The organism is Vulcanococcus limneticus LL, assembly GCF_943369875.1.
Classification (GTDB): domain Bacteria; phylum Cyanobacteriota; class Cyanobacteriia; order PCC-6307; family Cyanobiaceae; genus Vulcanococcus; species Vulcanococcus limneticus_A.
Genome location: NZ_CALROT020000005.1, coordinates 108,576 through 134,638, shown reverse-complemented (window position 1 = coordinate 134,638; position 26,063 = coordinate 108,576). Strand labels below are relative to the sequence as shown.

22 protein-coding genes are annotated in these 26,063 nt (G+C 61.7%); 16 read left to right on the top strand and 6 right to left on the bottom strand.

Annotated features, from left to right (window positions below):
* The first annotated feature begins 49 nt into the window (after window positions 1–49).
* A complete protein-coding gene (locus ACLV7J_RS07750; protein ID WP_411868522.1) occupies window positions 50–3,196 on the top strand; it encodes an alpha-mannosidase in 3,147 nt (1,048 codons plus the stop codon).
* 56 nt (window positions 3,197–3,252) lie between these two features.
* On the opposite strand, the gene psbN is transcribed toward ACLV7J_RS07750, so the two are convergent.
* Complete coding sequence (gene psbN / locus ACLV7J_RS07745; RefSeq protein ID WP_255127858.1) at window positions 3,253–3,393, bottom strand: photosystem II reaction center protein PsbN; 141 nt, start codon at window positions 3,391–3,393, stop codon at window positions 3,253–3,255.
* A 193-nt stretch (window positions 3,394–3,586) separates the two neighbouring features.
* Here psbN and psbH point away from each other — a divergent pair, with 193 nt between their 5' ends.
* The 4 genes from psbH (at window position 3,587) to ACLV7J_RS07725 (ending at window position 5,302) form a co-directional block, all read left to right on the top strand.
* Entirely contained in the window at window positions 3,587–3,787 is a 201-nt protein-coding gene (psbH, locus tag ACLV7J_RS07740; protein ID WP_094589879.1) for a photosystem II reaction center phosphoprotein PsbH, read from the top strand.
* A gap of 184 nt (window positions 3,788–3,971) precedes the next feature.
* The gene (locus tag ACLV7J_RS07735) at window positions 3,972–4,364 is read left to right on the top strand and encodes a TatA/E family twin arginine-targeting protein translocase (RefSeq protein WP_411868521.1); all 393 of its coding nucleotides are present in this window, start codon (window positions 3,972–3,974) and stop codon (window positions 4,362–4,364) included.
* 18 nt (window positions 4,365–4,382) lie between these two features.
* The gene (gene pth / locus ACLV7J_RS07730) at window positions 4,383–5,048 is read left to right on the top strand and encodes an aminoacyl-tRNA hydrolase (protein WP_411868520.1); all 666 of its coding nucleotides are present in this window, start codon (window positions 4,383–4,385) and stop codon (window positions 5,046–5,048) included.
* Window positions 5,045–5,302 carry a DUF3146 family protein gene (locus ACLV7J_RS07725; RefSeq protein WP_094589875.1) on the top strand — a complete coding sequence of 86 codons (258 nt, stop codon included), beginning with the start codon at window positions 5,045–5,047 and terminating at the stop codon, window positions 5,300–5,302. The genes pth and ACLV7J_RS07725 overlap by 4 nt, the downstream gene beginning before the upstream one ends.
* A gap of 21 nt (window positions 5,303–5,323) precedes the next feature.
* Here ACLV7J_RS07725 and ACLV7J_RS07720 read toward each other — a convergent pair whose 3' ends face one another.
* The 4 genes from ACLV7J_RS07720 to rph all read right to left on the bottom strand — a co-directional run bounded on the left by ACLV7J_RS07720 (window position 5,324) and on the right by rph (window position 8,796).
* Window positions 5,324–5,851, bottom strand: a complete 528-nt coding sequence (locus ACLV7J_RS07720) for a resolvase (protein WP_411868519.1) — start codon at window positions 5,849–5,851, stop codon at window positions 5,324–5,326.
* Window positions 5,848–7,092 carry a DUF3084 domain-containing protein gene (locus tag ACLV7J_RS07715; RefSeq protein WP_411868518.1) on the bottom strand — a complete coding sequence of 415 codons (1,245 nt, stop codon included), beginning with the start codon at window positions 7,090–7,092 and terminating at the stop codon, window positions 5,848–5,850. The genes ACLV7J_RS07720 and ACLV7J_RS07715 overlap by 4 nt, the downstream gene beginning before the upstream one ends.
* A 110-nt stretch (window positions 7,093–7,202) precedes the next feature.
* Entirely contained in the window at window positions 7,203–7,949 is a 747-nt protein-coding gene (ntcA, locus tag ACLV7J_RS07710) for a global nitrogen regulator NtcA (RefSeq protein WP_411868517.1), read from the bottom strand.
* A gap of 64 nt (window positions 7,950–8,013) precedes the next feature.
* Window positions 8,014–8,796: a ribonuclease PH gene (rph, locus tag ACLV7J_RS07705; protein ID WP_411868516.1), complete on the bottom strand. Its 783-nt coding sequence runs from the start codon at window positions 8,794–8,796 to the stop codon at window positions 8,014–8,016.
* 134 nt (window positions 8,797–8,930) lie between these two features.
* Here rph and ACLV7J_RS07700 point away from each other — a divergent pair, with 134 nt between their 5' ends.
* Together ACLV7J_RS07700 and dcd are read left to right on the top strand one after the other, a co-directional pair.
* Complete coding sequence (locus ACLV7J_RS07700; RefSeq protein ID WP_411868515.1) at window positions 8,931–9,566, top strand: cob(I)yrinic acid a,c-diamide adenosyltransferase; 636 nt, start codon at window positions 8,931–8,933, stop codon at window positions 9,564–9,566.
* Window positions 9,566–10,159, top strand: a complete 594-nt coding sequence (gene dcd / locus ACLV7J_RS07695) for a dCTP deaminase (protein WP_411868514.1) — start codon at window positions 9,566–9,568, stop codon at window positions 10,157–10,159. Before ACLV7J_RS07700 ends, dcd begins: the two co-directional genes overlap by 1 nt.
* Here dcd and ACLV7J_RS07690 read toward each other — a convergent pair.
* On the bottom strand, window positions 10,126–10,899 hold the full coding sequence (locus ACLV7J_RS07690; RefSeq protein WP_411868513.1) for an alpha/beta hydrolase: 774 nt from the start codon (window positions 10,897–10,899) through the stop codon (window positions 10,126–10,128). The two genes, dcd and ACLV7J_RS07690, sit on opposite strands and share 34 nt — an antisense overlap.
* 396 nt (window positions 10,900–11,295) lie before the next feature.
* On the opposite strand from ACLV7J_RS07690, the gene ACLV7J_RS07685 reads away from it, so the two are divergent.
* The 9 genes from ACLV7J_RS07685 to glgX all read left to right on the top strand — a co-directional run bounded on the left by ACLV7J_RS07685 (window position 11,296) and on the right by glgX (window position 26,019).
* Window positions 11,296–14,934, top strand: a complete 3,639-nt coding sequence (locus ACLV7J_RS07685; protein ID WP_411868512.1) for a multicopper oxidase family protein — start codon at window positions 11,296–11,298, stop codon at window positions 14,932–14,934.
* A gap of 892 nt (window positions 14,935–15,826) precedes the next feature.
* Window positions 15,827–17,374 carry a GMC family oxidoreductase gene (locus ACLV7J_RS07680; RefSeq protein ID WP_411868511.1) on the top strand — a complete coding sequence of 516 codons (1,548 nt, stop codon included), beginning with the start codon at window positions 15,827–15,829 and terminating at the stop codon, window positions 17,372–17,374.
* Window positions 17,375–17,459: 85 nt separating this feature from the next.
* Window positions 17,460–17,831 (top strand): hypothetical protein, encoded by a 372-nt coding sequence (locus ACLV7J_RS07675; RefSeq protein ID WP_411868510.1) that lies wholly within the window; start codon window positions 17,460–17,462, stop codon window positions 17,829–17,831.
* Window positions 17,832–18,916: 1,085 nt separating this feature from the next.
* Window positions 18,917–19,480, top strand: a complete 564-nt coding sequence (locus ACLV7J_RS07670) for a hypothetical protein (RefSeq protein ID WP_411868509.1) — start codon at window positions 18,917–18,919, stop codon at window positions 19,478–19,480.
* 252 nt (window positions 19,481–19,732) lie between these two features.
* Entirely contained in the window at window positions 19,733–20,107 is a 375-nt protein-coding gene (locus ACLV7J_RS07665; protein WP_411868508.1) for a carboxymuconolactone decarboxylase family protein, read from the top strand.
* Between the two features lie 983 nt (window positions 20,108–21,090).
* Window positions 21,091–21,678, top strand: a complete 588-nt coding sequence (locus ACLV7J_RS07660; protein ID WP_411868507.1) for a DJ-1/PfpI family protein — start codon at window positions 21,091–21,093, stop codon at window positions 21,676–21,678.
* Between the two features lie 51 nt (window positions 21,679–21,729).
* Window positions 21,730–23,556: an AGE family epimerase/isomerase gene (locus tag ACLV7J_RS07655; RefSeq protein ID WP_411868506.1), complete on the top strand. Its 1,827-nt coding sequence runs from the start codon at window positions 21,730–21,732 to the stop codon at window positions 23,554–23,556.
* 7 nt (window positions 23,557–23,563) lie between these two features.
* Window positions 23,564–23,890, top strand: a complete 327-nt coding sequence (locus ACLV7J_RS07650; protein ID WP_411868505.1) for an STAS domain-containing protein — start codon at window positions 23,564–23,566, stop codon at window positions 23,888–23,890.
* Between the two features lie 2 nt (window positions 23,891–23,892).
* On the top strand, window positions 23,893–26,019 hold the full coding sequence (gene glgX, locus ACLV7J_RS07645) for a glycogen debranching protein GlgX (RefSeq protein WP_411868504.1): 2,127 nt from the start codon (window positions 23,893–23,895) through the stop codon (window positions 26,017–26,019).
* Window positions 26,020–26,063: the final 44 nt, after the last annotated feature.

The following is a 26,063-nucleotide window of genomic DNA, read 5'->3' as shown; positions in this document are numbered from 1 at the left end:
GACCCTGCGGCAGCCGCATCATCCTATGGGGCACACATGGCGCGGATCGATGCCGGAGGGCCTGGAGGCGGTGGTTCGCCCCTGGATTGAAACGTTTCAGTCACGCGCCTGCCTGGATCTGCGCCCCCTCTGGCAGACCCCGAGCGCCGCGGGGGGCTGGGGATCGGCCCTCCGCGATCCCTGGGGGGCGCGGCATCGGCCCGACTGGCAGGCCCGGGGACTGGTGATCTGGCCCCGCGGCGGCCGCTGGCTGCGGCTGCGGCTCACCCTCCCCTGCCCCGACGACTGGCGGGCCCGTCCGGGCGTCCAGGCCCGGCTGGCGCTGCGCTGGTGGGCCGATGCGGCGGTGCTGCGGGTCGATGGCGCCGTGGTGCACGAGGGTGACCTGTTCGACACGGCCTGCCGCTGGCTCCTGCCGCCGCGCTGGTGGCAGGGCCGACCCCTGGAGCTGGAGCTGGAGCTGCGCAGCCCCCGCCACGACGACGGGGCCCTGATCGAGAGCCGCCTGGAGCTCGAACCCAGCGACCCCACCGACCCCGGGGGGGTGCTGCTGGGCACCGCCCTGGAGCTGGCGGCCCTGCGCCAGCCGGCGGAGCTGGCGGCGGCCCTGGCCCCCTGGGATCCGGCCGCTCCACCCCCCGCGGCCCAGCTGGCCCGCGCCTTGGCTGCAGGTCCGCTGGCCCGGCCGCGGCCGGAGGCCGATTTTCACGTGCTCGGCCACGCCCACCTCGATCTGGCCTGGCTCTGGCCCGTGGCGGACACCTGGCAGGCGGCGGAGCGCACCTTCGCCTCGGCCCTGGCGCTGATGGAGCGTCATCCCCAGCTGCACTTCGCCCACTCCACCCCGGCGCTCTACGCCTGGATCGAGCAGCACCGCCCGGCCCTGTTCGCCGCGATCCGCCGCGCCATGCAACGGGGCCGCTGGGAGCCGATCAACGGGCCCTGGGTCGAGACCGACTGCGTGCTCACGGCCACCGCCTCGCTGCTGCGCCAGTTCCAGGAGGGCCAGCACTACAGCCGCTCCCGCTTCCCGGAGTGGCGCCACGAGCTCTGCTGGCTGCCCGACAGCTTCGGCTTCGGCGCGGGCCTGCCGGCCGTGGCCCGGGCCACCGGCGTGCGCTGGTTCTGCACCCACAAGCTGGCCTGGAACGCCACCAACCCCTTCCCGCACCGGCTGTTCCGCTGGCGCAGCCGCTGCGGCAGCGAGCTGCTGGCCCTGATGACGGCGCCGATCGGCACGGGTGGTGACCCGCTGGCGATGGAGTCGTACCGGCAGCAGTGGCGGCGCGGCAGTGGTGTGGAGCAGGCCCTGTGGCTGCCGGGGGTGGGCGACCACGGCGGCGGGCCCACCGCCGAGATGCTCGAGCAGCTGGAGCTCTGGCAGCAGCAGCCCCTGGCGGGCCCCCAGGGCCACGGCAGCCTGCGCGGCTACCTGGAGCCGCTGGAGCCGCTGGCGTCCCAGTTGCCGGTGTGGCGCGATGAGCTCTACCTGGAGCTGCACCGCGGCTGCTCCACCAGCCGGCCCGACCAGAAGCGCCACAACCGCAGCCTGGAGCGGTTGCTGCGGGAGGCCGAGGCGGCCCGGGCCCTGCTCTGGCTGGAGGCCGGGGATGTCCCAGGCTCCGGCGACCCCGTCGACTGGCGGCCGCTGCTGTTCCAGCAGTTCCACGACATCCTGCCCGGCACCTCGATTCCTGAGGTGTTCGAGCAGGCCGAGCCCCAGTGGCGCCAGGCCCGGCGCCAGGCCGGCCGGCAGCGGGATCGGGCCCTGGCCGCCTGGCTGGCCAGCCGGCCGCACCCCGCGGCCCCCCCGGAGGCCCCCGTCACGGCTTCAGCGGCGACCCAGCCCTGGTGGCTGGTGCAGCTCCAGCCCCATCCCGGCGAGTCCCAGTGCCTGCGGCTGCCCCGCGGTCGCTGGTGGCTCGGTGATCGGGAGCTGCCCGTCCAGCCCGCCCCGGGGGGCGGCAGCTGGGTGCAGCTGCCCGCACCGGCGGGCCTGGACGCCCTGCCCCTGCGGCGCTCGCCGGCCGGCGGGATGCCCGCAGGATCGTCCGCGGCGGAGCCCGCCGACCCTGGCCCTGCGACCCACGCCCCCGTGGGGATCGTGCCCCTGGCGGACGGCCAGGGCTGGCGGCTGGACAACGGCCTGGTGCGGGCCGAGCTGGGGCCCACCGGCGTGCGGCAGCTCTGGGGAGCCGATGGCCTGCCCCAGCTGGCGGCGCCCCTGGAGTGGCGGCGCTGGCGCGACCAGGGCGAGTTCTGGGATGCCTGGGACATCGCCACCGACTACCGCGATCACCCCCTGCCGCTGCAGTGGAGCGGCCCGCCCCAGCTGGTGGAGGCGGGCCCCCTCTGCGTCCGGGCGGTGTGGCGCGGCCAGTGCGGCCGCAGCGCCCTGCGGCTCGACGTGCAGCTGCGGGCGGGCTCCCCCTGGCTGGAGCTCACCCTGGCGGTCGACTGGCGCCAGCGCCATGAGCTGCTGCGGCTGGAGCTGCCCCTGGCCCAGCCGGCCGTGCGCGTCGCCGCCGACGGTTCCGGCGGGGTGCTGGAGCGCCCGGCCGAGCCCGCCACGGCCCGCGAGCGCACCCGCTGGGAGCTGCCGGCGATCAGCTGGGTGGCGTCCCAGGCGGAGAGCAGCGGGCTGGCCGTGCTGCTGGATGGCCCCCAGGGGGTGTCGGGAACGGCGCAGCGGCTGGGGGTCTCGCTGCTGCGGGGCCCCACCTGGCCCGATCCCTCGGCCGACAACGGCTGGCAGCGCCTGCGCCTGGCCCTGATGCCCTGCCGGGGCGGCTGGCGCCAGGCCGGCGTGGCCCGCCAGGCCGTGCGCTTCCGCGAGCCCCTGTGGCGGCGGCCCGCCGATCCGGCCCCGCAACCGTCCCTCACCGCGGCGGGCACGACGGCCGGGGTGCCCGTGGCCGCTGCCCCGGCCCTGGTGCCCCTGCATCTGGGCCACGCCGATCTGCAGCTCCTGGCCCTGCGGCCGGATCCCCGGCCGGGGGTGGTGCAGCTCAGCGTCCAGAACCTGGGCCCCTGCCGCCAGCGGCTGGCCCTGCCGGCGGGCTGGCGGCTGCTGGAGCGCTGCGATGGGCTCGGGGAGCCCCTGCCCGCCTCCGCCATCCCGGCGGGCGATCAGGCGCTGCTGGCGCCATGGCAGCTGGGCTTCTGGCGGATCGCTGCGGCGGGGCCGGGATCCTGAGCCCGTTGTCCCAGGCCTTTCGCTCAGGGCAGGCGCTGAGCCGTGGGCTCAGGCCTTCAGTCGTCGTGGTCGTCGAAGGGATCGCTGAGCTGCTTGGAGGGCGGGCCGAAGGCGGTGTAGACGCCGAAGCCGGTGAGCCCCAGCAGCACCACCAGCACGGCGATCGCCACGGACATGGCCGGAGAGCTGGTTTCCATCGAGGGCTCGGTCGGGGACGCGGGGGCGGGTGGAGCGGCGGCCCGGGGGCGGATGGTTCAGCGGTCAGGGGGTGACGCGGGCGCCGGGATTCCGGTGGCCTTCCGTCACAACTCCCGACTGCGGACCCCGCCCGGGCCGGCAACACCCGTACAGTACCCAGACCGATCCCCTGCCAGAGAGGACCGCGACACGATGGCCCAACGCACCCGCCTGGGAGACCTGCTCCGCCCCCTGAACTCCGAGTACGGCAAGGTCGTGCCGGGCTGGGGCACCACCCCTGTGATGGGTGTGTTCATGGCCCTCTTCCTCGTCTTCCTGCTGGTGATCCTGCAGCTGTACAACAAGTCGCTCCTGCTCGACGGCATCACCGTCAACTGGAACGGCGCCGGCTGAAGCCGGACCCGACGGCCGCTGCCGAGACCCTCTGCAGCGCGTTGGCACCTTCAGGCTCGTTTGATCACAAAGCCCATGGCTGATTGCCGCCCCTGGGTGGTCATCAGTTGTTGGTCAACGGTGCGTTCCGAGCGCTTCCCTGGCGGGTGGCGCTCGTTGCCGTATCTGCCCCATAGTGGACCCCATGAACTTTTTTGGGATCGGGCTGCCGGAGCTGGCGGTCATCGCCGCCATCGGCCTGCTGGTGTTCGGCCCCAAGCGGCTGCCGGAGCTGGGCCGCACCCTGGGCCGCACCCTCAAGGGCTTCCAGTCAGCCTCGCGGGAGTTCGAGCAGGAGTTCCGCAAGGTGGTCGACACGGTGGAGGCCGAGGTGGCCAGCGGGGAGGCCGCCGCTGACTCCCCCGGTTCCGCCGCCAGTGCTGCCCAGCTGACGGCTGCCTCACCCAGCGGCGCCCAGCCCGTTGCCGCCGACACCGGCTCCCTCGCCCGCGCCGAAGCCGAGGCCCTGGCGGCGGTCCCCGCTGAGGCCGTGACCGTGCCCCCCGCGCCGCCTGCGGCCGACGGCCCCGCGGCCTGAGCGCCATCCCGACCGGCCATGGCAACCGACCCCGCACCTCTGCAGCTCCTGGTGGGGCTGGGCAATCCCGGCGACAAGTACGCCGGCACCCGCCACAACGTGGGCTTCATGGCCCTGGAGCGCCTGGCCGCCCGCGAGGGCGTGAGCTTCCGCCAGCAGGCCAAGCTGCACGGGCTGCTGGCGGAGCTCGGCCACGGCCCCGGCCGGCTGCGGCTGCTGATGCCCCAGACCTACATGAACGAGAGCGGTCGCTCCATCCGCGCCGCCCTGGACTGGTTCGGCCTCCAGCCCGAGCAGCTGCTGGTGCTGGTGGACGACATGGACCTGCCCCTGGGCCGCCTGAGGCTGCGGGCCTCGGGCGGGGCGGGCGGCCATAATGGCCTGCGCAGCACCATCACCCACCTGGGCGGCCAGGCCTTCCCGCGCCTGCGCATCGGCATCGGTGCCCCGGCCCTCAATCCGGTGGAGCGCAGGCAGCGCACGGTGGGGCATGTGCTGGGGCGCTTTGCCCCCGCCGATCAGCCGATCCTCAGCGAGGTGCTCGATGAGGTGCTGGCGGGGATTGCCCTGATCCAGCGTTCCGGCCTGGAGCGGGCCGGTAACCGGCTGAACGGTTTTGTGGCCCCCAGTGCCGCGAAGCTGATCGACGCCGCCACATCCGCTGCGGCCACCCCCGTTCCGTGAGTCGCCTGCCCTCCACCACCGCCCAGCTGCGGGTGCTGCACCAGAGCTTCAGCCGGCGCCTGGTGGAGGGCGAGGTGGTGGCCGGCGGCTTCCACTGGACCTTCAGCTGGTTCTTCGATCGCGGCGAGCTGCAGGTGGAGCCCTCCCTGGGCCGGGCCCTGATCCAGGACGCCCTGCTGCGCTTCCTGCTGCGGGCCGACTACCAGCTCGAGCCCGGCGGCGACTACGCCTTCACGGTGCGGGCCAAGTTCTAGCTGGCGGCGCCGTCGGGCCTGTCAGGGCCGCTCCAGGGCCCCGGGCTGCCGGCTCAGGTTGCGGCCCAGGTGGCGCTCCAGCAGCAGTTGGGCCACCACGTCATCCCAGTCGCGGGGGGGCTGGCGCAGGCCCTCGGGGAGCAGGCGCCGCAGCGGCCCCGGGGGGTGCAGCTGCCAGTAGCGCCGCCGCGCCGCCAGGGTGGTGCCCGCCTCCGGCACGCTCACCACCGGCACCCCGAGCCCCCGCAGCCGCTCCCGCCAGGGGCCGCTGCCGGTGCCGTCGCCCACCACGACGCCGGCCAGGCCGGGTGAGCTATCCGATCCCCCCCGTGCCCCCTGCCCTTCTGGCTCCGGCGGCCCTGGCCACGGCCCCCCTTGCCCTTGCCACTCCTGCAGCCGCTGCCAGCAGCGCTCGGGGGGCAGCACCGCGGCAGCCACGATCCGGCGACCCTCGCCGTCGCTGAGTACCAGGCCGCACTTGCTGCGGCCGGGGTCGAGGGCGGCCCACGGGCCCAAGGTCAGCGCACTGGGTGCGGCTGGGCGGGTCATGGCCGGTTGCGCCCCGGCGTCGGGTCGGCGCTGCTGCCTCCCGGGCCGTTGCTCCAGCGCAGTTCCACCACCACCGGATCGGCGATGTCGCTGTCGCGCCCGGCCACGGCCTCCAGGCGCACCTGCTGGCCGGCCGGCCGGTTGCTGAGCTCGAGCCCCAGACGGTTGAAGGTGGCCACGTCGAACTGGAGGCCATCGGCCAGGGAGCCCTGGCGCTGGGCCTTGGTGAAGGCCGCCGCCAGCAGCAGGTTGAGGCGGCTGCGCACGGCTTCGGGGCCGGTCTCCTCGCCCTCCAGCACGGTGGTGGCCATCTGCTCGCCGCGCCGGATCACCTGGCGGTTGGGGCGCACGTCCGGGAAGGCCAGCACCTGGCGCTCACCCTTGAGCACGTTCGCCGCCGACACCAGGCTCACCACCCAGGAGCCGCGGCGGCTGATGATCTCCTCAAGCTTGGTGATGTCGCCGCGGGGCACCAGCAGGATCTGGCGGTTGGGCTGCTCGCCCGGCAGCACCTGCTGGTAGGCCACCAGGTTGGCCTGGCGCAGCAGCGCCTCGATCACCTCCCGGGCCTGGGAGGCCTTCTGCAGGTTGATCTTGGCGGTGGCCAGGGTCTGGCCGCTGCTGATCACCACGTCGCCGCGGCGCAGGGCGATCAGGTTGGTCTCCAGCTGCTTGAGCTCCTTGGCGCCGGCGGCGATCCGCCGGGTCACCTTCTCCAGCTCGGCCCGGTTGCGGCGGATGTCGGCGTCCTTGGCGTGGATGTCCTTGCTGAGCCGATCGCGCTCCTGCTCCAGGGCGGCCCGCTGGCGGACGAGCGGCTGCAGCTCGCCACGCAGGGCCTGGGCCCGGCGCTCGGCCTGGCCGAGCCGCACCTGGGCCTGCCGCTGGCCGCTCTCGGCGCTGCGCAGCTCCTGCCGGCTGGTGGCCAGTTCGGCCTGGCTGCGCCTCAGGTCCGCCTGGCTGTTCTCCAGCGCCTGGCGGTTCTTGCGCAGGCGGTGTTCGATCTGGTCGAGCTGGAACAGCCCCACCCGCAGCCGCTCGCTCACCAGCAGCATCAGCCCCAGGGAGAGGGCGCTGATCAGGCTGCCGGTGAGCACCGTGATCAGCACGGCGGTCTTGCGGGGGCGCAGCTGGAACAGGCTGAGCCGGGCCTTGCCCACCCGGGTCCCGAGCCGATCGCCGAGGGTGGAGAGGGCACCCCCCAGCACCAGCAACGCCAGGATCAGCAGCCAGCCGGACACGGGATCGCGCGTGGACGGTCAGTATCGGTGGCCCCAGGCCCCTGGGCCGGCCCCGACCGACCAGCGCCGCAGCTGCGCTGCGTTCCGCCTGGCCCCTCCAGCCCCTGGCGTCAGCTGAAGCGCTTGGCCAGGGCCAGGGGGTCGAACACGGTGATCTTCTTGCGGTCGATCTGCACCAGGCCGGCGTTGCGCAGGTCGCCCAGCAGGCGGGTGATCGTCACGCGGGTGGAGCCGATCGCCTCGGCGATGGCCTGGTGGGAGAGGCGGAGGTCGATCGTGATGCCCTCATTGCTGGGCACGCCGAAATCGCGGCAGAGCACCAGCAGGAAGCTCACCAGCCGCGAGCTCATGTCGCGGTGGGTGAGGGTCTCGATCATGGTTTCCGTCTGGAGGATGCGCGAGGAGAGGCCCTGCAGCATCAGCAGGCCCACGCTGGCGTCCGCCTCGATCGCCCGCCGCACCGAGGTGGCCGGTGCCGTCACCATCTCCACGCGGGTGAAGGCAATCGCGTGATAAAAGCGGTCGGAACGCTGACCGGTGAGCAGCGACAGCACGCCGAACAGGCTGTTCTCCCGCAGCAGCGCCACGGTGATCTCCTCCCCCGACTCGTACACCCGCGAGAGGCGTACGGCGCCGCGGCGCAGCAGATACACCTTCTCGGCCGGATCGCCGGGGAAAAAGATCGTCTTGCCCCGCTCCACCGTTTCGGTGGTGCTGCCGGCCAGGCCCCGGATCACCTCCAGCAGGGTGGTGTGGGTCACCGGACTCACGCCTGCGCCCGGCGGTGCCAGGGTGCCCGCTGGACCGACGGCGCCGCTGGCGGAGTAGCGGCTGAAGCCGCGCGTGGCGCCGACCATGGCAGCGGTGCGAGTTGGGTCGGACCCTACGGATCGCCCCAGGCAGGCCCTGTAGCAATCGACACTAAGCGGGGGCCTCGGCCAGGGCCAGGCGCTGGGCCTGCTGTAGCTGCGCCAGTCCGGTCTCCGCCAGATCCAGCAGGGTGCTCAGCTGCGGGCGGGAGAAGGGCGCTCCCTCGGCCGTGCCCTGGATCTCCAGCAGCTGGTGCCGGTCGTCCATCACCACGTTGAGGTCCACGTCGGCGTGGCTGTCCTCGCTGTAGTCGAGGTCCAGCAGGGCGGCGCCCCCCACCAGTCCCACCGACACCGCCGCCACCTGCTGGCGCAGGGGCGAGGCCGCCAGCAGGCCGCGGGCCTCCAGTCGCCGCAGCCCCAGGGCCAGGGCCACCCAGGCGCCGGTGATCGAGGCCGTGCGGGTGCCGGCGTCGGCCTGGAGTACATCGCAGTCGATGTGGAGGGTGCGTTCGCCCAGGGCCTCCAGGTCAAGGGCGGCGCGCAGGCTGCGGGCGATCAGGCGCTGGATCTCCTGGGTGCGGCCGGAGAGCTTCATCAGTTCCCGGGGCTGACGGCTGGGGGTGGAGGCCGGCAGCAGGCGGTAGTCGGCCGTGAGCCAGCCCAGGCCCGAGCCCTGGCGCCAGCGGGGCACGCCCTCCTCCAGGCAGACGCTGCACAGCACCGCCGTGCGGCCGGCGTGGATCGTCACCGAGGCCAGGGCGAAGCCCATCGGATCCCAGCTGAAGCGCACCGGCCGCAGGTCCCCGGCGGCGCGGCCGTCGCGGCGGGCCTCGGCGGCAGGGATGCCTTCGGCAGTCCCGCTGGACCCCGTGCTGACAGGGAGTTCGCTCATCGCAACGGCGCCGCGGGGGTGCCCTGATGGTACGGGTGTTTGCACTACTGGTAGTGCCCGCGGCTTGCCAGCGGGCTCTGCACCGCTACATTCAGATTCCACGACGGCCTGCCGGGCAGCACGCGAGCGAGCTCATGACCGCCAGCCTGATCAAGCACCAATCCCGGCCGGAACCGCCCCGGCGCGGCGGTGCTCCCGCTCGCCCCGCCGCCGCTGTCCCGGCCGCCCCCGCCTCCTCCGCGAGTCGCCCCGGCAGCGCCCGCAGCCTGCGGCTGGTGGCCCAGCAGGAGGGCCTGCTGCAGATCCATACGGCCCCCTTCCGCGGCAGCTTCAGCGGCGTGTTCAGCCAGGCCCTGCGCAGCGCCGGCCTGGGCAGTCGCGTGCTGATCAGCCAGTTCCTCAAGGGCGGGGTGGACCAGGGTCTGGACCGCAGCCTGTGGCTGTGCGGCCGTCTGCAGTGGCTGCGGCCCGCGGTGGTCGGCTGCCTGGCCGAACCGCTGGCGGCGCCGGATGCCGAGCCCGGCGACCTGGCGGCGGTGCAGGAGGTGTGGACCTACAGCCGCGAGCAGCTGCTGGCCGGCCAGCTGGATCAGCTGGTGCTCGACGAGCTGGGGCTGGCGGTGGAGCTGGGCTACCTGGACGCCGGGGAGGTGCTCGACGCCCTGGAGCGGCGCCCCTCCCACGTGGACGTGATCCTCACCGGCCCGGCGATGCCGGCGGCCCTGCTGGCGATGGCCGATCAGGTGACCCAGCTGCGCCGGGGGTTCTGATGCTCAAGAACGACCGCTGGATCAACGAGCAGGCCGCCTTCGGTCTGTTGGAGCCGTTCCAGCCCACGCTGGTGCGCCATCTGGATCCGGAGAACGCCGCCCGGCCGGTGCTGAGCTACGGCTGCTCCTCCTACGGCTACGACCTGCGCCTCTCGGCCAAGGAGTTCCTGATCTTCCGCCACGTGCCGGGCACGGTGATGAACCCGAAGCGGTTCAATCCGGCCAACCTGGAGCCCGCGCCCCTGCACGAGGACGAGGACGGTGCCTACTTCATCCTGCCGGCCCATTCCTATGGCCTCGGGGTGGCCCTGGAGCGGATGCGGGTGCCCGCCAACATCACCGTGATCTGCCTGGGCAAGAGCACCTACGCGCGGCTGGGGATCATCGTGAACACCACCCCGGCCGAGGCCAGCTGGGAGGGGCATCTCACCCTGGAGTTCAGCAACTCCTCGGGGGCCGATTGCCGCATCTATGCCAACGAGGGCATCTGCCAGCTGCTGTTCTTCGAGGGGGATCCCTGCGAAACCACCTACCGGGATCGCGAGGGCAAGTATCAACATCAGCCAGAGCGGGTCACCCTGGCCAAGGTCTGACGGCGATCCGCCACGAACGCCACCACGGCCTCGACGGCGGCCTCCCGTTCACAGTCGCGGAACAGCTCGTGGTCCGTCCGCTCGAACCAGCGGAGGCGTTTCTTCTCCGGCGGCGTTGTAATGGCCTCGAGCATCCGCCTGGCGCTGCCCGGCACCACGACGCTGTCGCGGTGGCTCTGCAGAACGAGGGTTGGCACCGCGATCTCCGGTAGCCGCCGGGCCGTGGCCTGGCCGAACGCGAAGAGCGCGAGGATCGCCTCCATCGGAGCCCAGGGGTAACTGGTGTCGCCGGCGGCCAGGGCCCCATCGGCATAGGCGTGGGCGATCGGCCAGCTCCTCACCAGCCGCCGGATCAGCGGCACCAGGCCGTGCAGCGGCCTCCCCGGGGCCAGGGGTGAAGCCAGCTGCAGCGCCGGTGCCGCCAGCACCAGGCTGTCCACGGCCTCGGGATGGTCGGCGGCCAGGGTCAGGGCCACCAGGGCCCCCATGCTGTGCCCCACCACGACGGCGCGGTCGGCCTGCTGGAGCAGCGCCTGCAGGGCCACCTCCGCATCTGCGACCCAGTCGTGCCAGTGCACGCCGCGCAGGGCCTGCGGCGACGCCGCCCCGTGGCCGCGCAGCACGGGCGTGCGCGTCGGCAGCCCGAGGGCCTGGAGGGGGGCCTCCAGGCTGCGGACCCCTCCCGCAGGGCCGGCGGTGAAGCCGTGCACGATCAGCACCCCCAGGGTTGATTTGGGCATCGCGCAGCGTTGGTCCTCACCCTGTTGTTCCCGACCAGGACACTACGGCTGATTGCCTTCCATGGAGGGCCGGTCACACGCATGGCGGCCAGTGAAGACTGTGCAGCATTGGCAGGCTCTCTGGCGTTCTCCTCCTTGGCCAGTCCACCGCACAGTCAAATGACCTCCGCTGGTGCTGGTCTCCAGGGGTGCAGTCGTGATGACGGAGGCAGAGCCTAAGACTTGCCAGAACAGCGGAGAAAATCAGAAGGCAACGAAAGGGACAATCAGAAGGTCGTCAGCTAGCTGTCAATGCGCGACGCGAGGCAGCGCGAAGACGCCGCAGATTGCGCGGTAATGAGTACGACAAGGGCGGGGAAAGTATAAGTTAAGTTAAGCCACAAATCCGCCCATTTTTTGGCGCTCTGGCCAAGGTGGAGAATAAATCTTTGTTCGATGACAGTACCGGGTACGTTTGAAGCCCTGCTTAATGCAAAGACCATTGGGCTGGAAAATCTTGCCGGCTGGAGTAATGGCTTTGACCCGAAGCAGTACCTGAACGTCCTCCCCCATCCCTATCAGTCCGTACCTCTGGTCAATGGCTGGACACAGTGGCAACAGGACAACCAGAGGTATGGGGCGGGACAGTACAGCAGCATGGGGGCCGATGGTACGTACTACTCGAGCTGGGGGCCCAGTAGAGAACTGACTCTCACGCTCAGAATGTCAACTCTGAGCCAATTGAACGTACCGGGGCTTGGAGAAATACGCGCAAATCCTGGTGAAACCGCTTTTGACAGCGTCTATGACAATTCGTTCTGGTCTTATAATGGCCAGATACCGGGCCCCTTGCTTGTTGCCAATCCAGGGGACACAATCAATATTAAGCTGATCAACGATCTGGAAGTTGATGCTGCAATAGAGGAGTCAAATCCCTATGCATTTTACACCAATCTGCACAAGCACGGCTCTCACGTCTCGCCAATCGGCAACAGCGACAACGTGATGCTGACGCTAGCCCCAGGCGAGGAGTGGGATGTGAGTTGGGAGTTGCCGGACAACCAGCTCGTCGGTCTGGACTGGGGGCATCCTCACTATCATGGCGGCACGTCAATCTCGATTGCGAAAGGGCTTTCTTTCCCACTGCTGGTGTTGCCGGATCCGGAGAAAAATAATAATGTCAGCTCTTATGACCCGACAAAAGAATATATGTTCCTCTTGCCACTGCAGACGCTGGCACTGGCTCAGGAGGAGCGCCCCAGTTCCCCCACGGATCCTCTCAATCAGGATCCCAATGGTGAAGCCTGGCCGATCGGCACACCACCCAAGCTGTTCAGTGATGAGACAGGTGATTACTACCAGTACTCACCGGCACGCTTCAATGGCAACAATTACTATCCAATCGATAAGTACGATCCCACCAATCCACGCCCCTACGGCGATGCGGTCGGCTTGATGCCGAATGAGAATGTCATTCATACTGTCGGTGGCTACTATAACCCAACGCTGGATGTGACCACGGGAAAGTGGGCGACATTCATGTTTGAGAACTTTTCGCTGAATTCAACACATGTTATCCAGCTGATTCGCAAAGATGAGAACGGCAACCTCAGCCTTGAGGCCACAACAGTCATTGGCACGGATGGTGACTTGGCCCAGTGGGCATCACCCTACAAGAGTGGGAGTGAGCAACTGCCCATTCTGATGCCTGGCGGCAGATTGGCCGTTCAGCATGCTTTCAGCAAGCCTGGCGAGTATTACTTTATCAGCAACGCTTCGAAAGAGGTGCTTGGGGACGATGCGCCGGTTATTGCCAATATCCCCGTTGGCAATGGTGACACCTATCTGGGTTACCATGACGGTTTTCAGATCACACCGTCACAGGTTCTGGCCACAGTCAGGGTGGAAGGTGATGAAGTCGCCAAACTTCCTGCGCAGCCTGCAGCCTGGAAAGACCTGACCGGACAATACGCGAAAAGCGCTGAATTAAGGGATTTTGTCGGCGCAGAAGGTGTCGACAAGGAAAGGACTTTCCAGTGGGCTACGAATGCACCAGTGGGTAAGGAGTACAACGATCCTGCTACTTGGGAAGGGACATGGGTGATTAATGGCCAGTATTGGACCCATTCACCCCTGGAGCAGCCGACTCTGACCACGGTGATGCTGGATACCGTGGAGCGATGGAAGCTGCAGAACCTATCGGGTGGTCGTAAGACAACAAATCTGGACGGAACAGAAACTTATAATGTGGTGGGTCAGTCACACCCATTCCACCTGCATACCAATGAATTCCTTGTAGAAAGCATTAACGGCCTAGCAGTTTCTGCTGATCCCAGCATTAACGAGGTTGGAGGCAGCTTTTATAGCACCTTCATGGATAACCTCCTGCTGACACCCCGCTATACACCGGGCACGGCGACTCCTGAAAATCCCTACGGCATCCCTGGATCCATAGCCTCAACTGCTACCGTTCCGACCACGGATCTGCCATTTGAAGCGGACATCCTGATTGAATTTGCAGATTATCCTGGCCTCTTCGTGGATCACTGCCATCTTCTGTTTCACGAGGATGGCGGCATGATGGCTCCCGTGCAGACGATTCTGAATACCAATTCAAGCTGGCTGGCTAGTGCTTCAGCGACGAATACCCAGAACGTAAAATTCTCATTGGCATCAGATATTTCCACGTGCCTGGAATTTCAACCCTACATTGGTGGAAGGCAATCAGAAAGTGGCATTGTTGTGGCATCGGGCGATGTCAATGCCGATCGTGAAGTGTTTGAGTCAGGCGTCAATGGAGCGACCGTTAACGTCACGGATAACATCGCCGACATTGTAACGATACAGAAAACACAGTCTCTGGACGGTCGCTTTATTGTTAAGGTGTTTGATGGCCAAAAGCTGCAGAGCGAGTGGCCTCAGAGTGGTGCCGATATCGATCCATCAAAGAAAACGCTGTTGTATCGAATCACACCGTTTTCGGGCCTTCAGATTGACCGCAAGGCCCAGGCAGATCTTGCGATTGGCGATATCGATGGCGACGGCTACGGAGACGTTGTCGTCACGGTCGGTGGTGGCAGTACTCGAGCAACGGCGCAGGTCTATAGCGGCAAGGATGGCTCGCTGTTTGCAGAGTTCAATCCCTTTGCCAGTGGCGAGCTAAACACCGCGATTAATGTCGCAGTAGGTGACATTGATGCCGATAACTTTGCCGATATCCTCATTGGGGAAGGAGAAGGTGGCAGCGGTGGCGTCCTGGCATTCAGCGGCATTGAGCTCTACAAAAACAATTTGCTGGAAAGAAAAGATCGATTAACCGGTGAAGATCTTGCTGCTAGTAGCAGCATGATCGATGGGGGATTTCATCCCTATGGCTGCGAATACACAGGGGCTGTTGATGTGGCTGCAACGTATGTGCTCCCAAGGGGATTTGGTGTCGACCAGCTAACGCAGTCTGTGTATGCCAATATCACGACATTGGCCGTCAACAAGATGGATGCCGACGACGACCCAGTCCTTCGTAACTTTCTTTTCTTGGGTCATGGCGGAGCCCATGGATCAGAGATGGCTGCTACAGAAAGTGCCGACCACTGCTGTGCTGAAGGAAATGCTTCGCACGAGATGCACGGCACGGACGAGCAATGCTGCTCTGAAGATGATGCGTCACATGAGATGCACGGGGCGGACGAGCAATGCTGCGCTGAAGACGACGCGTCACATGGGATGCTCGCTACGGACGATCACTGCTGTGCTGAAGGGAGTGTTTCTCACGAGATGCATTGCATGCACGAGATGGCAACGCAGTCTGCTACTGCCCCACATATGCCAGCTTCTGTTGCCTACACAAGCAGTATTAAAATCGGAGCAGCGGCACAGTCTATTCAGACCCAGTATCTCGATCTAAGTGCTGATCAGAGGGGCGAAGCAACCTTGCTGCTCTCTTTGGCCGATGGCGGTCAGTCTATCTATCACATCGGCCCTGATAGCTTAACGTCTGGCGACTGGAACATGCTGTCGCCAGACGTGTACGCCTGGATCTCCAATTCCCTTATCTAGCAGCAGGCTGCGTACAGATCCGCCTCTTATCTCCCTGGCGCCGCTTGCTCCTCCGCCCCGATCTCACTAGCATCAATGGTGATGGACTCAGAATCGGCTATGGACAATTCTGATGATTCTATGGCTAGAGTCCAAGGCCGACGCTGTTGTTGGTGACATCATGCCTGGAGTCGCCAGGGGCAGACAATCTGCTAAGACAGAATACCCATCAAATCATCACTTGAGGTCGTTGCGACACCAGAAAGTCTGTCAGTATTCTTGGCATCATGATGCTCTTTGCATCTGAACGTCCAGCTGGTCATTCAGTCCCATCGGCTCTTGATGGGCTGCCGGAGTCGCACGATTTCAAACCGGCACAAGGCTAAAGATGACAAGGGCTTTTTGACAACAGGCGCCAGCTGCAGTGACGGGAGATGGACTCTGCTACCCAAGTCCGTGAGCCGCCGTCCTTTGAAATGATGCTGCCGCCACCATAAGCTGATTGGATACGCAAGATTGGGGCTGGACTACCCATAGAAGTCCCTATGGCTATGTGCCATAACCGCAAGCAGCAGGCTGGTGGCACTGGATTCAGGCTCTCTGCGCCCTATGTTCAGCCATGAACGCGCCTTTCCGTGGTCTAGGGCAGCACTGCTGAGGGGCTGCGGGGGTAAACGTGTGTGACTTTGCACAGTTTCCGTGCAATCTGAGGCAAGAACAGGCCGCAGGATCTCCAGATGCCTTTGCGTAACGTGCGACGGTGCCTTGCTTGGGCTTGACGAAACTCGGCAGTCGAGGCATCAAGGAACTACCTAAACTATTCACATTTAGAACCGCTGGAAGCGGTATGGTGAATTTACTGCGGCATGCGCCTCCAGCATGATCTGCGCCAAAGTATGCCTTAGAGATTGCCATGAGTGCATTTGATTTTGTTGTTATTGGTGGTGGCAACGCTGGAGCCGTGATCGCAGCCCGGCTGTCCGAAGACAGAGCTGTCTCCGTTTTGTTGATTGAAGCCGGTCCGCACTACCGGACGATTGACGAAACGCCTGCGGATCTACGAGATTCACGCGCGGTATCCGTTGAAAGCCACGATTGGAACTACATTACTGAGGTGATACCTGGGAGGGAGTTTGCCTACGCGCGAGGCAAAGTCACAGGTGGGTGCTCTGCTGTGAATGGTTGCATTTCACTAAGGGGCCTTGAGCAAGACTTCAGGGAGTGGGCTGCACTTGGAAATAACGGCTGGGACTGGGAAGATATCTTGCCTGTGTATAAACAGATTGAGGACGATCGAGACTTTGGCTACGCGTCGTATCACGGCACAGAAGGTCGTATTCCGATTCAGCGCTTCAAGCCCGATGAATATTCGCAGGTGGTTAAAGCATTTCGCGGCACGGCAATGACGAATGGATACCAGTGGGTGCCTGACCACAACCATCCCCATGGTTACGATGGTGTAGGCCCAATCCCGATGAATCGTGCTGGAGATGGATCATTGCGCGTCTCCAGTTCCATCGCTTATCTGCTCGAGGCGCAGACGCGTAACAACTTAACGATCATGGACCGCACGCTGGCTAGCAAAGTGCTGTTTCATGGAAAAAGTGCCACTGGAGTCGAGGTTGTCACGGCTAGTGGAAGCATCGAGACGATTCAGGCAGGGGAAGTGATCATCAGTTGCGGGTCGATCCAGTCGCCAGCCTTGCTCCTCCGTTCAGGTATAGGTCCGAAAACTGATCTGGATCCACTGGGCATTAACTGCGTCAATGATCTCCAAGGTGTTGGCAGTAACTTGATCGATCACTCACTGGCGGTTGTTGCCGCCTATCCAAAGAGTGGAGTTGTTCATGAGGCGGACGACGATGTGCAGATGGTGATCCATTACACCGCTCCAGGCAGTTCTCACAAGAATGACATGCAGATCTATTGCCTTGGCAAACTCGGTGCAGAACGGTTCCCCGGAGCTGATCCAACACGAGGATTGATGTTTGGGGCTGGAATTGTGATTAATCGTCCCGAATCTAGGGGGCGTGTCACCCTGGACTCTGCGGACCCTCAGCGGCAGCCACGCATCGACCATCGCCTCAATTCCCATGCAGAAGATATGCGGAAAATGGTCGACGGAGTTCGCCGCGGTTATCAGCTGCTCAATAGTGGCGAACTCAGCGAACTGTCTGCTGGTGTTGCTGTACTGAATGATTCCATGATCGCTGATACACGCGCTCTGGAGCGCTACGTCACAGAGCGGTCGGCAACGATCTGGCATGCAATTGGTACTTGCAAAATGGGGCCATCCACAGACAATCATGCGGTCGTTGATCCTAGCCTTAAGGTGCATGACTGCAAGAATCTGCGGGTTGCAGACTGTTCCGTCTTCCCAGACCATGTCAGTCGCAATCCGATGTTGACCTGCTACGTTGTCGCGGAGAAAGCTGTCGAGTCAGTGCTCGCTAGTGGCTAATGTAAGTGCCATAAAACTCCGTCAGAACTCCAGTCTAAAAAACTGGGCTTACCCCGCTACGCAATTCTTCATTCCTGCAATCGCCATGAGTCAGCAGAATTCAGATTGGGCCGCTTGGATTATTGAGGCCAAGTACGAGCCGAGTAATGAGGTTGCCATTGAGGCAATCGCAAAGGAGATGACGAGCTATTTCCTGAGTGGCGAGCCACAGACGACTCACTTTGAGTGGAGCGTTGATTCTGGGCGGGGGCAGCTGATCCTGCATGAGCGTTATGCAACTTCACAGGCAGGACTCGCCCACATCAAAGCATTCTCAGATAGGTTCGCTGAGCGGTTCTCGGCGTTGGTTGCTCCACAGCGTGTCGTTGTCTTTGGCAATCCAAGCCAGGAGCTGTTGGATGTATTGTCTGGAATGAGCCCAGAAATACTTCGCTACCTTGCAGGTTTCAGTCGTTGAAGAACGACTCGTGCTTCGAGGCGCCGGCAAAAAGCGGCGCCTCTTTGGTGACGTGTCCCTGCCACGGGAATCGGCCCACCAGGAATGAGATAATGGCAAAGACCAGATTATTAGGTAACGTATTTCAGGTCGCCCTCACTGTGCCTTGGTACTAGATCGATCCGGCTGGCTGATTGTGTGGGCTCTGCCGATCTCGGACATGTAGGCATGTCTGATCTGGTTTTCTTGGTATGGCCCATGGTCTCTCTTAGAGACGGGAGATCGCCCCCGCAAGTGGTTCCCGCTGGTGGCGAAACCTTCTCCATAGCTGTTGTGCAAGCGCCACATCCATAGACCTCTGTTCAAGGCCAATTCTGCCATGGAGGCAATCAATGTCCGCGAGATGATTCGGCAGATCGCCGTGGACTAGTCCACTCACTCGACCACGGTGAGCCAGTGAACGAAGCAACTTCTGGAGGTTGCTTGCAGGCTGTTCACAAGCAGCACGAAGACGTTGGACAGAGCTGAGGCCTGGGCCTAGGAGGCCGAACTGGGCTAGCAGGTCTGCTTCGTCGAAGCCCAATCGCTACGCCTGGCTGCAGATGGAGCCGGAGTAGCTCATCAAAGCCTCAGTTGTGCTGATGCCCGTGAGCTGAGACATTTTTTGATCACGACCACTACGGTTTCAGCGTTAGTCGTCAGTGGTGCTGTTGGACCTGCGGTGATTCATGCTCGGCTACCGCGGTGCACCGGTGCGCTAATCGATACAGCGCATCACAGCTCTTGATCGTCATGATCCAGAAGATTGATCCATCTCAGTCCCGCACCCGTGCTGGTCAAGTGAGGCCAATGCAATCTCATCTCCGCCGACGCCCCCATAGATTCTCTCTGTGAAGAACTCAAAGTATCCTCGTGCTTCGCCTTGCGCGTGCAGTGGGGCGTGGTCATGATGAAGTGACACTGCGGTTCAGCTAGGTCTTCTGTTCTTTGTCTCCTACGGCTCCTTCCAGCCCTCCAGCTAGGCCCACCACAGCAGCTGCCGTGTTGCATCAATCGAAACAGTGCCGTTGAATTGAAGCGTTGTATCTACTCCTGCAATAACTAGAATGCCGTCCAGCTATTACCAGGGGCTTTCAGCTGATTTCTCCAGGCCCAACCTGGTGTCAGCAGAGCAAGGCCAGGCTTTGCTTGTACAGGCATCCGTCTTCCTGGCGCAGAAAGAAGAGACCCTTCCCCAGATTGACGAGAGGTACACCAAAGAGCAGATTGAAGCGGAAAATAAGGACTGGTGGCCCACCCACTGCGAAGCCCTGCGTCGAGGCCGTGGCGATTTGCTGCATGGTGAATACCGCATAGATCTAGTCTATTTCTGTCAGGATGGGCCTTTCTATGGGTTGGAGCAGCAGAATCAGCGGGAGAAGCATTGGTGGGCGCTGATCAGTCAGCCAGGGGTGACCATGTGCTGGCCAATCGTGATGTTCTCGGGAGAATTTGTGCACTTTGAGTGGTATTGTCAGGACGATGAAAGTGCTGAGGTCGTTGCGAAGGGCACTGTCCTCTTTGTTCGGCGCGGGCATCGGGGAGCTTGCTACTTCAAGAGTGAACAGCTCACGTTCTATCGCGATGTCTTCGCCTCGCCGCGGCTGTTGGAGTTGTTGACGACCACTTGACCCGCTACGTGTGCCTTGGCTGCGCTGGATGGTGTCTGAGCTGATGGCACCGCTGTTGCTCGCCGAACTGCAGCCAACGCGCCCGTCGTGGGGCTCGGCCACGGTCCAGCCCACGGCAGTCGCAACCGATGCATGGGTCGGGTGGACCGCTGCGATTTCTCGAATTCCTGAGATCGGTGCTCTTGTGGCTGACAAATGCCACCACCGCCCTCACGATGGCTGTAGTTGCCCATCGCCCTCTCTCCCGCCGCAATGTCTGACAACGCCGGGTCACAACCCGTAGCCAACGCCGTTCTTGATGATCCCGGCCTTCAGGCCGCTCTGAACGGGGTTCATCCTGCCTTCGGCGACCTGTGCACCCGTGTTGCCGGTGAGGTGTGGGGCAAACCGCTGCTCGACCAGCGCACTAAGGCCCTGATCACACTCGCCATCGACGTGATCAACCAGGGCCTCATGCCCGAATCCCCCTACGAGGCTCACATCCGCATGGCTCTCAAGCAGGGCGTCAGCTTTGCCCAGATCGAGGAGCTGTTGCTTTTCCTTTGCGCTTACGCCGGTTTCAACAAGGTGGCGCCGGCATTTGGACGGCTCAGCGCGATTCGCCAGGTGATCGAAGCCGAGCCTTGACTCCCATCGCTCGGCCTGCCATCAAACGCTTGACCCTTTCAGGCCTGATTCAATTCCTACTGAGTCTGATGGACCAAGCGCTGTTGCTGCTCCCCCTGCCCGCTAATGCTCAGACCGTTGGCGTTTCCTTCCCTGAGTACACGCCTAGCCCTGAGCCAGAGTGGATTGGCGGTCTTCCCGGTGAGCCAGTCACCATCTTGCGCACTGGCTGCAACACCGGTAACGCCTACAGCATGGTAAAGGCGAGTGTGCCCCCTGGATCCGGTCCGCTACCCCACTTCCATCAGAATGATGACAAATGATCTTACTTTCTCAAGGGGGACTTCACCGTGTGTCTCGATCTGGATCACGCTTGCAGCGATCTCAGCAAAAGATCACGCAACCATGCTCGCGGAGCTGGCATGCAGTTGATCGAAACCAAGCTCAACAGACTGTCCTACCTGCGCCGAGGGCCTATCCATTGACCCTACAGCAGTTCCAATGTGCCGATGCCGATGATCTTTGTTTGAGTGGTGGGTCGGATTACCCAGTATTTCTGAGTTACAGGCAAGCCTGTGAAGCGCTTCCCCGCTGGTTTCAAGGAGGTGGCCTCGATCCTAGTGGTGTTTGCGATAGAGGCCCGCATGTAGGTCCTCAACCAGACTCATGACTACATGCCGTACCTCTACTCCATTGCTCCTGCCCGTCAGGCCACCCTGACGGCAGATGACCACCTGGATGATCTCAAGGTACGGCTGGAGCTTCCTCTCCACTGATCTCGCAACTCCCACGCTCCGTCGTCATGCCTGTTCAGACCTCGCTACCACCTTGATCGGTGGCTTTGCTGTGGGTTTTGAGACTCCATCTTCAAATGTCCTGACCGGTGCCTTCGCTGGAGGCTCTGATGGCTCAGGGGTCTAGCTCGCTCCGTTGCCCACGGGGCCGTTCAGGGCCAGATCAGCCGTGGTTACGGCTGACATCTCCAGTACACCTTTGGCTTTCCCATGGTCACCTGCAAAGTTTTGGTGCTGATCGAAGAGCACTACGACGAAACTGAGTTTAATGTGTTTAATAGCTTTTTCCCCGCCCATGGGGTGGAGGTCAACTATGCGTCCTATCTCTGGGGCAACGATGCGCTGGAGTTTGAGGGAAATGACAAGAGCAGTAAGGTCCAGGTGGATCTCTGTGTGACGAATGTGAATTTAGAAGATTACAAAGGATTGATCCTGATTGGCGGTTATGCCATGGATCGCCTGCGTTATCAGCCACACCTTAACGGTAGTCACAATACTGCGCCAGCAGTTGAGTTGCTGCGCCAGGCTGTGAAACGGATGGATGCTGGTCAACTTGCCGTTGGCACCATTTGCCATTCACTATGGCTGTTTTGTGCTGATCCTGATCTGTTGAGAGGGCGCCACGTAACCTGCGCCCATAATATTGTCTGCGATGTCGAGAATGCTGGCGGCAATCTAGTTGTCGCCAACGCAGAAACGGTTGATATCCATGCCGATGGCCTGTTGATCACCGGTCGCCACCCAGGCAGTGTAGATGCATTCGATGATTTGTTCTTGAAGACAATTCTTGCAATCTGAAGGCACTCCTGCCTTTTCGGCCCAGCTCATTCTCGTTGCCAGTCATCATTCATGAATAGCCTCAACTTCACCTTTTCAGACCTGATCTCAGGCTACGTTACGTCTTATGATTCCGATGCTCGCGTCATCGACCTTATTACTTCTGACAATCGAACTTATAGGGCAAAGCTGACTGCGAATACGTACGCGAAGCAAACTCAGAACCTGGACGAAAGCTGGCTGGATCGAGGTGGAAGCCTTGATCAGCTGTTGGTCCCAGGGCAGATGGTCTTTCTGTATGGAACCTTCTTCCCTGAGACCGAAACTAGCTTTGAAGTGAACTACATTGTCTTTGCTGGTGAGAGCAAAGATGGCCTTCGTTACGAAGAGCAGGGCTGGTGGATCCGACAAATCGACGCTATTGCAACGTCGTATATCAAATGGCAGTTCAATTCACCTACTGAGCCGATTGATTATCACAAGTATCGAACTCTGATCAGCCTTACAGGCGGCAAGAAGGATGACGACTACCTCCAAGAGACAGACACAATCTCTCGAATGGTCTATGGCATGGCTTCGGCTTATATGCTGACCGGAAAGGATGAGTTCTTAGAAGCCGCAGAGAAAGGTACAGACTATCTGCGGGAGAAGATGCGATTCGTTGATACGGATACAGATATGATCTATTGGTATCATGGGCAAAAGGTCAGTCATGGCGGCCAGGAGCAGAAGCTTCTGGTCTCTGAGTTTGGGGATGACTACGATTGCATCCCTGCCTATGAGCAAATCTATGCACTTGCCGGGCCGATTCAGACCTATCGACTGACTGGCGATCCGCGTATTCTAAATGATGCAGAGAAAACGGTTGACCTCTTTGATGCCTACTATCGTGATTCCGATAAAGGAGGCTACTATTCTCACATACATGCTGTCACTCTCAGCGCGCATGAAGAATCGCTCGGCCGCAACAAGGCCAGAAAGAATTGGAATTCCGTAGGCGATCATGCGCCGGCGTATTTGATTAATCTCTGGCTAGCCACAGAGCAAGGCCGATACAAGGCCATGCTTGAGGACACCTTCGACACCATCTGTGATCACTTTCCCGATTATGGCGAAAGTCCATTTGTCCAGGAGAAGTTCTACGACGACTGGACAAAGGATCAGCAGTGGGGCTGGCAACAGAATCGTGCCGTCGTCGGTCATAACCTTAAGATCGCCTGGAATCTGATGCGCTTCCAGGCTATACATCCAAAAGATACCTATGCTCAACTGGCCGCCAAGATTGCAGATCTTATGCCGAAGGTTGGCTACGATCGACAACGCTTCGGTTGGTATGATGTTGTTGACAGGGTAATGGAGCCTGGCCAGCAGTATCACCGTTTTGCTTGGCATGATCGCAAGGCCTGGTGGCAGCAAGAGCAGGGAATCCTGGCTTATCTGATCCTTTTAGGCCATTGCCCGGATCATAGCGAGTACAAGAAGTATTCGGATGAATCAGCTGCTTTCTACAATGCATTTTTCTTGGATCATAATGATGGCGGTGTCTATTTCAATGTGCTTGCTAATGGTGTCCCCTATCTCATGGGCACCGAGCGCTTTAAGGGTAGCCACTCAATGAGCGCTTATCACTCAACGGAATTGTGCTTCCTTTCGACGGTCTACATTGATCTCATGATCAAAAAACGGCCACTTGACTTGTTCTTCAAGCCGCTGCCCAACGGATTTGTCGATCGTGTGTTACGCGTCGCCCCAGACATGCTTCCCCCAGGGAGTGTTCGCATAACAGCATGCAGTATCGATGACCAACCGTATGACAACTATGATGCCAATGCGCTGTCAGTCCATCTGCCGGACTCAAGTCAACGTCTTCGCGTCAAAGTAACCATAACTCCCGCCTGAGAGCTCCATGATCCTATCCAAAAGCATTCAACGATCCTGGCAAGTGATCCATGTTGAAGGACAGATTGACTCCAAGACCGTTACTACTCTTCGAGACTTTATTGACTCTGAGCTTCAGGACGGTCTGTCTGTTGCTCTGGACCTGAGTGCTGTTCCGTTCATGTCCAGTGCAGGTCTGCGTACGCTGCTGATCCTGCATCGCCGTACCCAGGAGATGGGTGTGGCCTTGACTTTGGTGGGAATTGCTCCCGAGATTGCCGAAACGATGAAGGTGACTGGTTTCTACGATTACTTTACGATTCATCCAGACTTGAATTCACTTCCAGATGCCTGACCATGATGCAACTTGATCGTATTGATAGCCTTCCCACTGACGAAATCTCGGGTTTCCGTGTCAGGCCCGGGAAGCCGTTGCCGTTTGGAGTTTCCCATGTTCCAGACGGTCTGAACTTCTCGATCTTCACGTCATCGGGAACGGGCTGCACACTTGTTCTTTTCAACCGTGGCGAGGACCAGCCATTTGCGGAACTTCCTTTCCCTGCGAACTACCGAATCGGTGACGTGTTCTGCATGGTGGTCTTTGGACTTAACTACGAGGACCTGGAATATGGATTTCGAATTGATGGTCCGTTTAAGCCCGAGGATGGACATCGCTTCGATCCGAAACAAATCCTGATGGATCCGTATGCTCGTCTTATTGCGGGACGAGACGTATGGGGAGAGGAGCCTAACTGGCAACGTCCTTATCCTTATCGGGCACGCGTCAGTTTTGACGACTTTGACTGGGAAGGAGAACGACCTCTTGAAATCCCACCGGAAGATCTGATTATCTATGAGACGCATGTTCGTTCTTTTACGCAGTCATCGACCTCTGGAGTCAGGAATCCCGGAACGTATGCAGGCCTTGTAGAAAAGATTCCCTATCTGCAGCAGCTGGGTATCAATGCTATTGAGCTAATGCCTATCTATGAGTTCGACGAGTTCGAGAACTCGCGGATTCATCCCGACACTAATGAGAGGCTCTACAATTACTGGGGCTACAGTACCGTTGGCTTCTTCGCTCCTAAAGCTGGCTTTGCTGCAACAGGGCGGTTTGGCATGCAGGTCGATGAGTTTAAGCAACTCGTCAAATCCTTTCACAAGGCCGGTATCGAAGTTATCCTCGATGTAGTCTTTAACCATACCGCCGAGGGCAACGATCAGGGCCCAACACTCTCCTTTAAGGGCCTGGACAATAAGACTTACTACATGCTTACTCCGGAGGGTTATTACTTTAACTTCAGTGGCACCGGCAATACCCTCAACTGTAATAACCCGATTGTTCGTGGTCTGGTTCTTGACTGTTTGCGCTATTGGGCGTCCGAATATCATATTGATGGCTTTAGGTTCGATCTTGCTACGATTCTTGGTCGCGATCCTTGGGGGGCTCCTCTTCCTAACCCGCCGCTGCTTGAATCACTCGCGTTCGATCCAATCCTCTCCTCCTGTAAGTTAATTGCCGAAGCTTGGGATGCAGGGGGTCTTTACCAAGTCGGTACGTTTCCTGCGTTTGGCCGGTGGGCAGAGTGGAATGGCAAATACCGTGACTGCCTGCGTCGCTACCTCAAAGGTGACAGTGGCATGGTGGGTGAGTTGGCGCAACGGGTGCAGGGTTCGCCAGATCTCTACCGCTCCAGCGGTCGCTCACCTGCAACCTCGTTGAATTTCATCACCTGTCACGATGGCTTCACTCTGGCAGATCTTGTGTCATTCAATGATAAACACAACCAGGCCAATGGAGAGGGAAACCGCGATGGCGGTGACGACAACTATAGCTGGAACTGCGGAGCGGAAGGCTGGTCCGATGACCCCTCAATTCAGATGCTTCGCCAACGTCAGATCATGAATGGTCTGGCGATGCTCCTCACGTGTCGTGGTACGCCCATGCTGTTGATGGGCGATGAGTTCGGTCGCTCACAGAATGGCAACAATAACGCGTACTGTGTCGATTCCCCTGTTTCATGGATGGACTGGTCTCTTCTCAAATCTAATTCTAGTCTACACAGAGTTGCTCAAGGTCTTGTCCATTTCCGCCATCAGCATCCTGCTCTCAGGGTGAATACATTCGATGGTACTGGAAGTGCTCTCTTGCCCTGCTGCAGCTTCCATGGAACCAAAGCCTGGTCACCTGACTGGTCCCCTGAGTCCAGGCAACTGGCCTGGATGATGAGTGCCGATCTGGATCCAAGCCGTAGTGTTGAACCTGGGTCCTCCGATGTTGACATTGTCTATGTCGCCACCAATATGGCGCACTATGCCATTTGGTTCGAGCTACCTGAAGCTCCCCATCACTATTCATGGTACCTTTGTTTTAATACCGGTGATCCTGTGGAACAAATGTTTGAGAAAGCTGTGCCGCTTCCCCAATCTGGCCTCCTGGTTGGTGAGCGTTCAGTCGTTATCCTCCGCGCTTCACGGGCCTGAACCAGCCTGGCTGGTCTGGCTCTGACATACACCCTTACCCACTG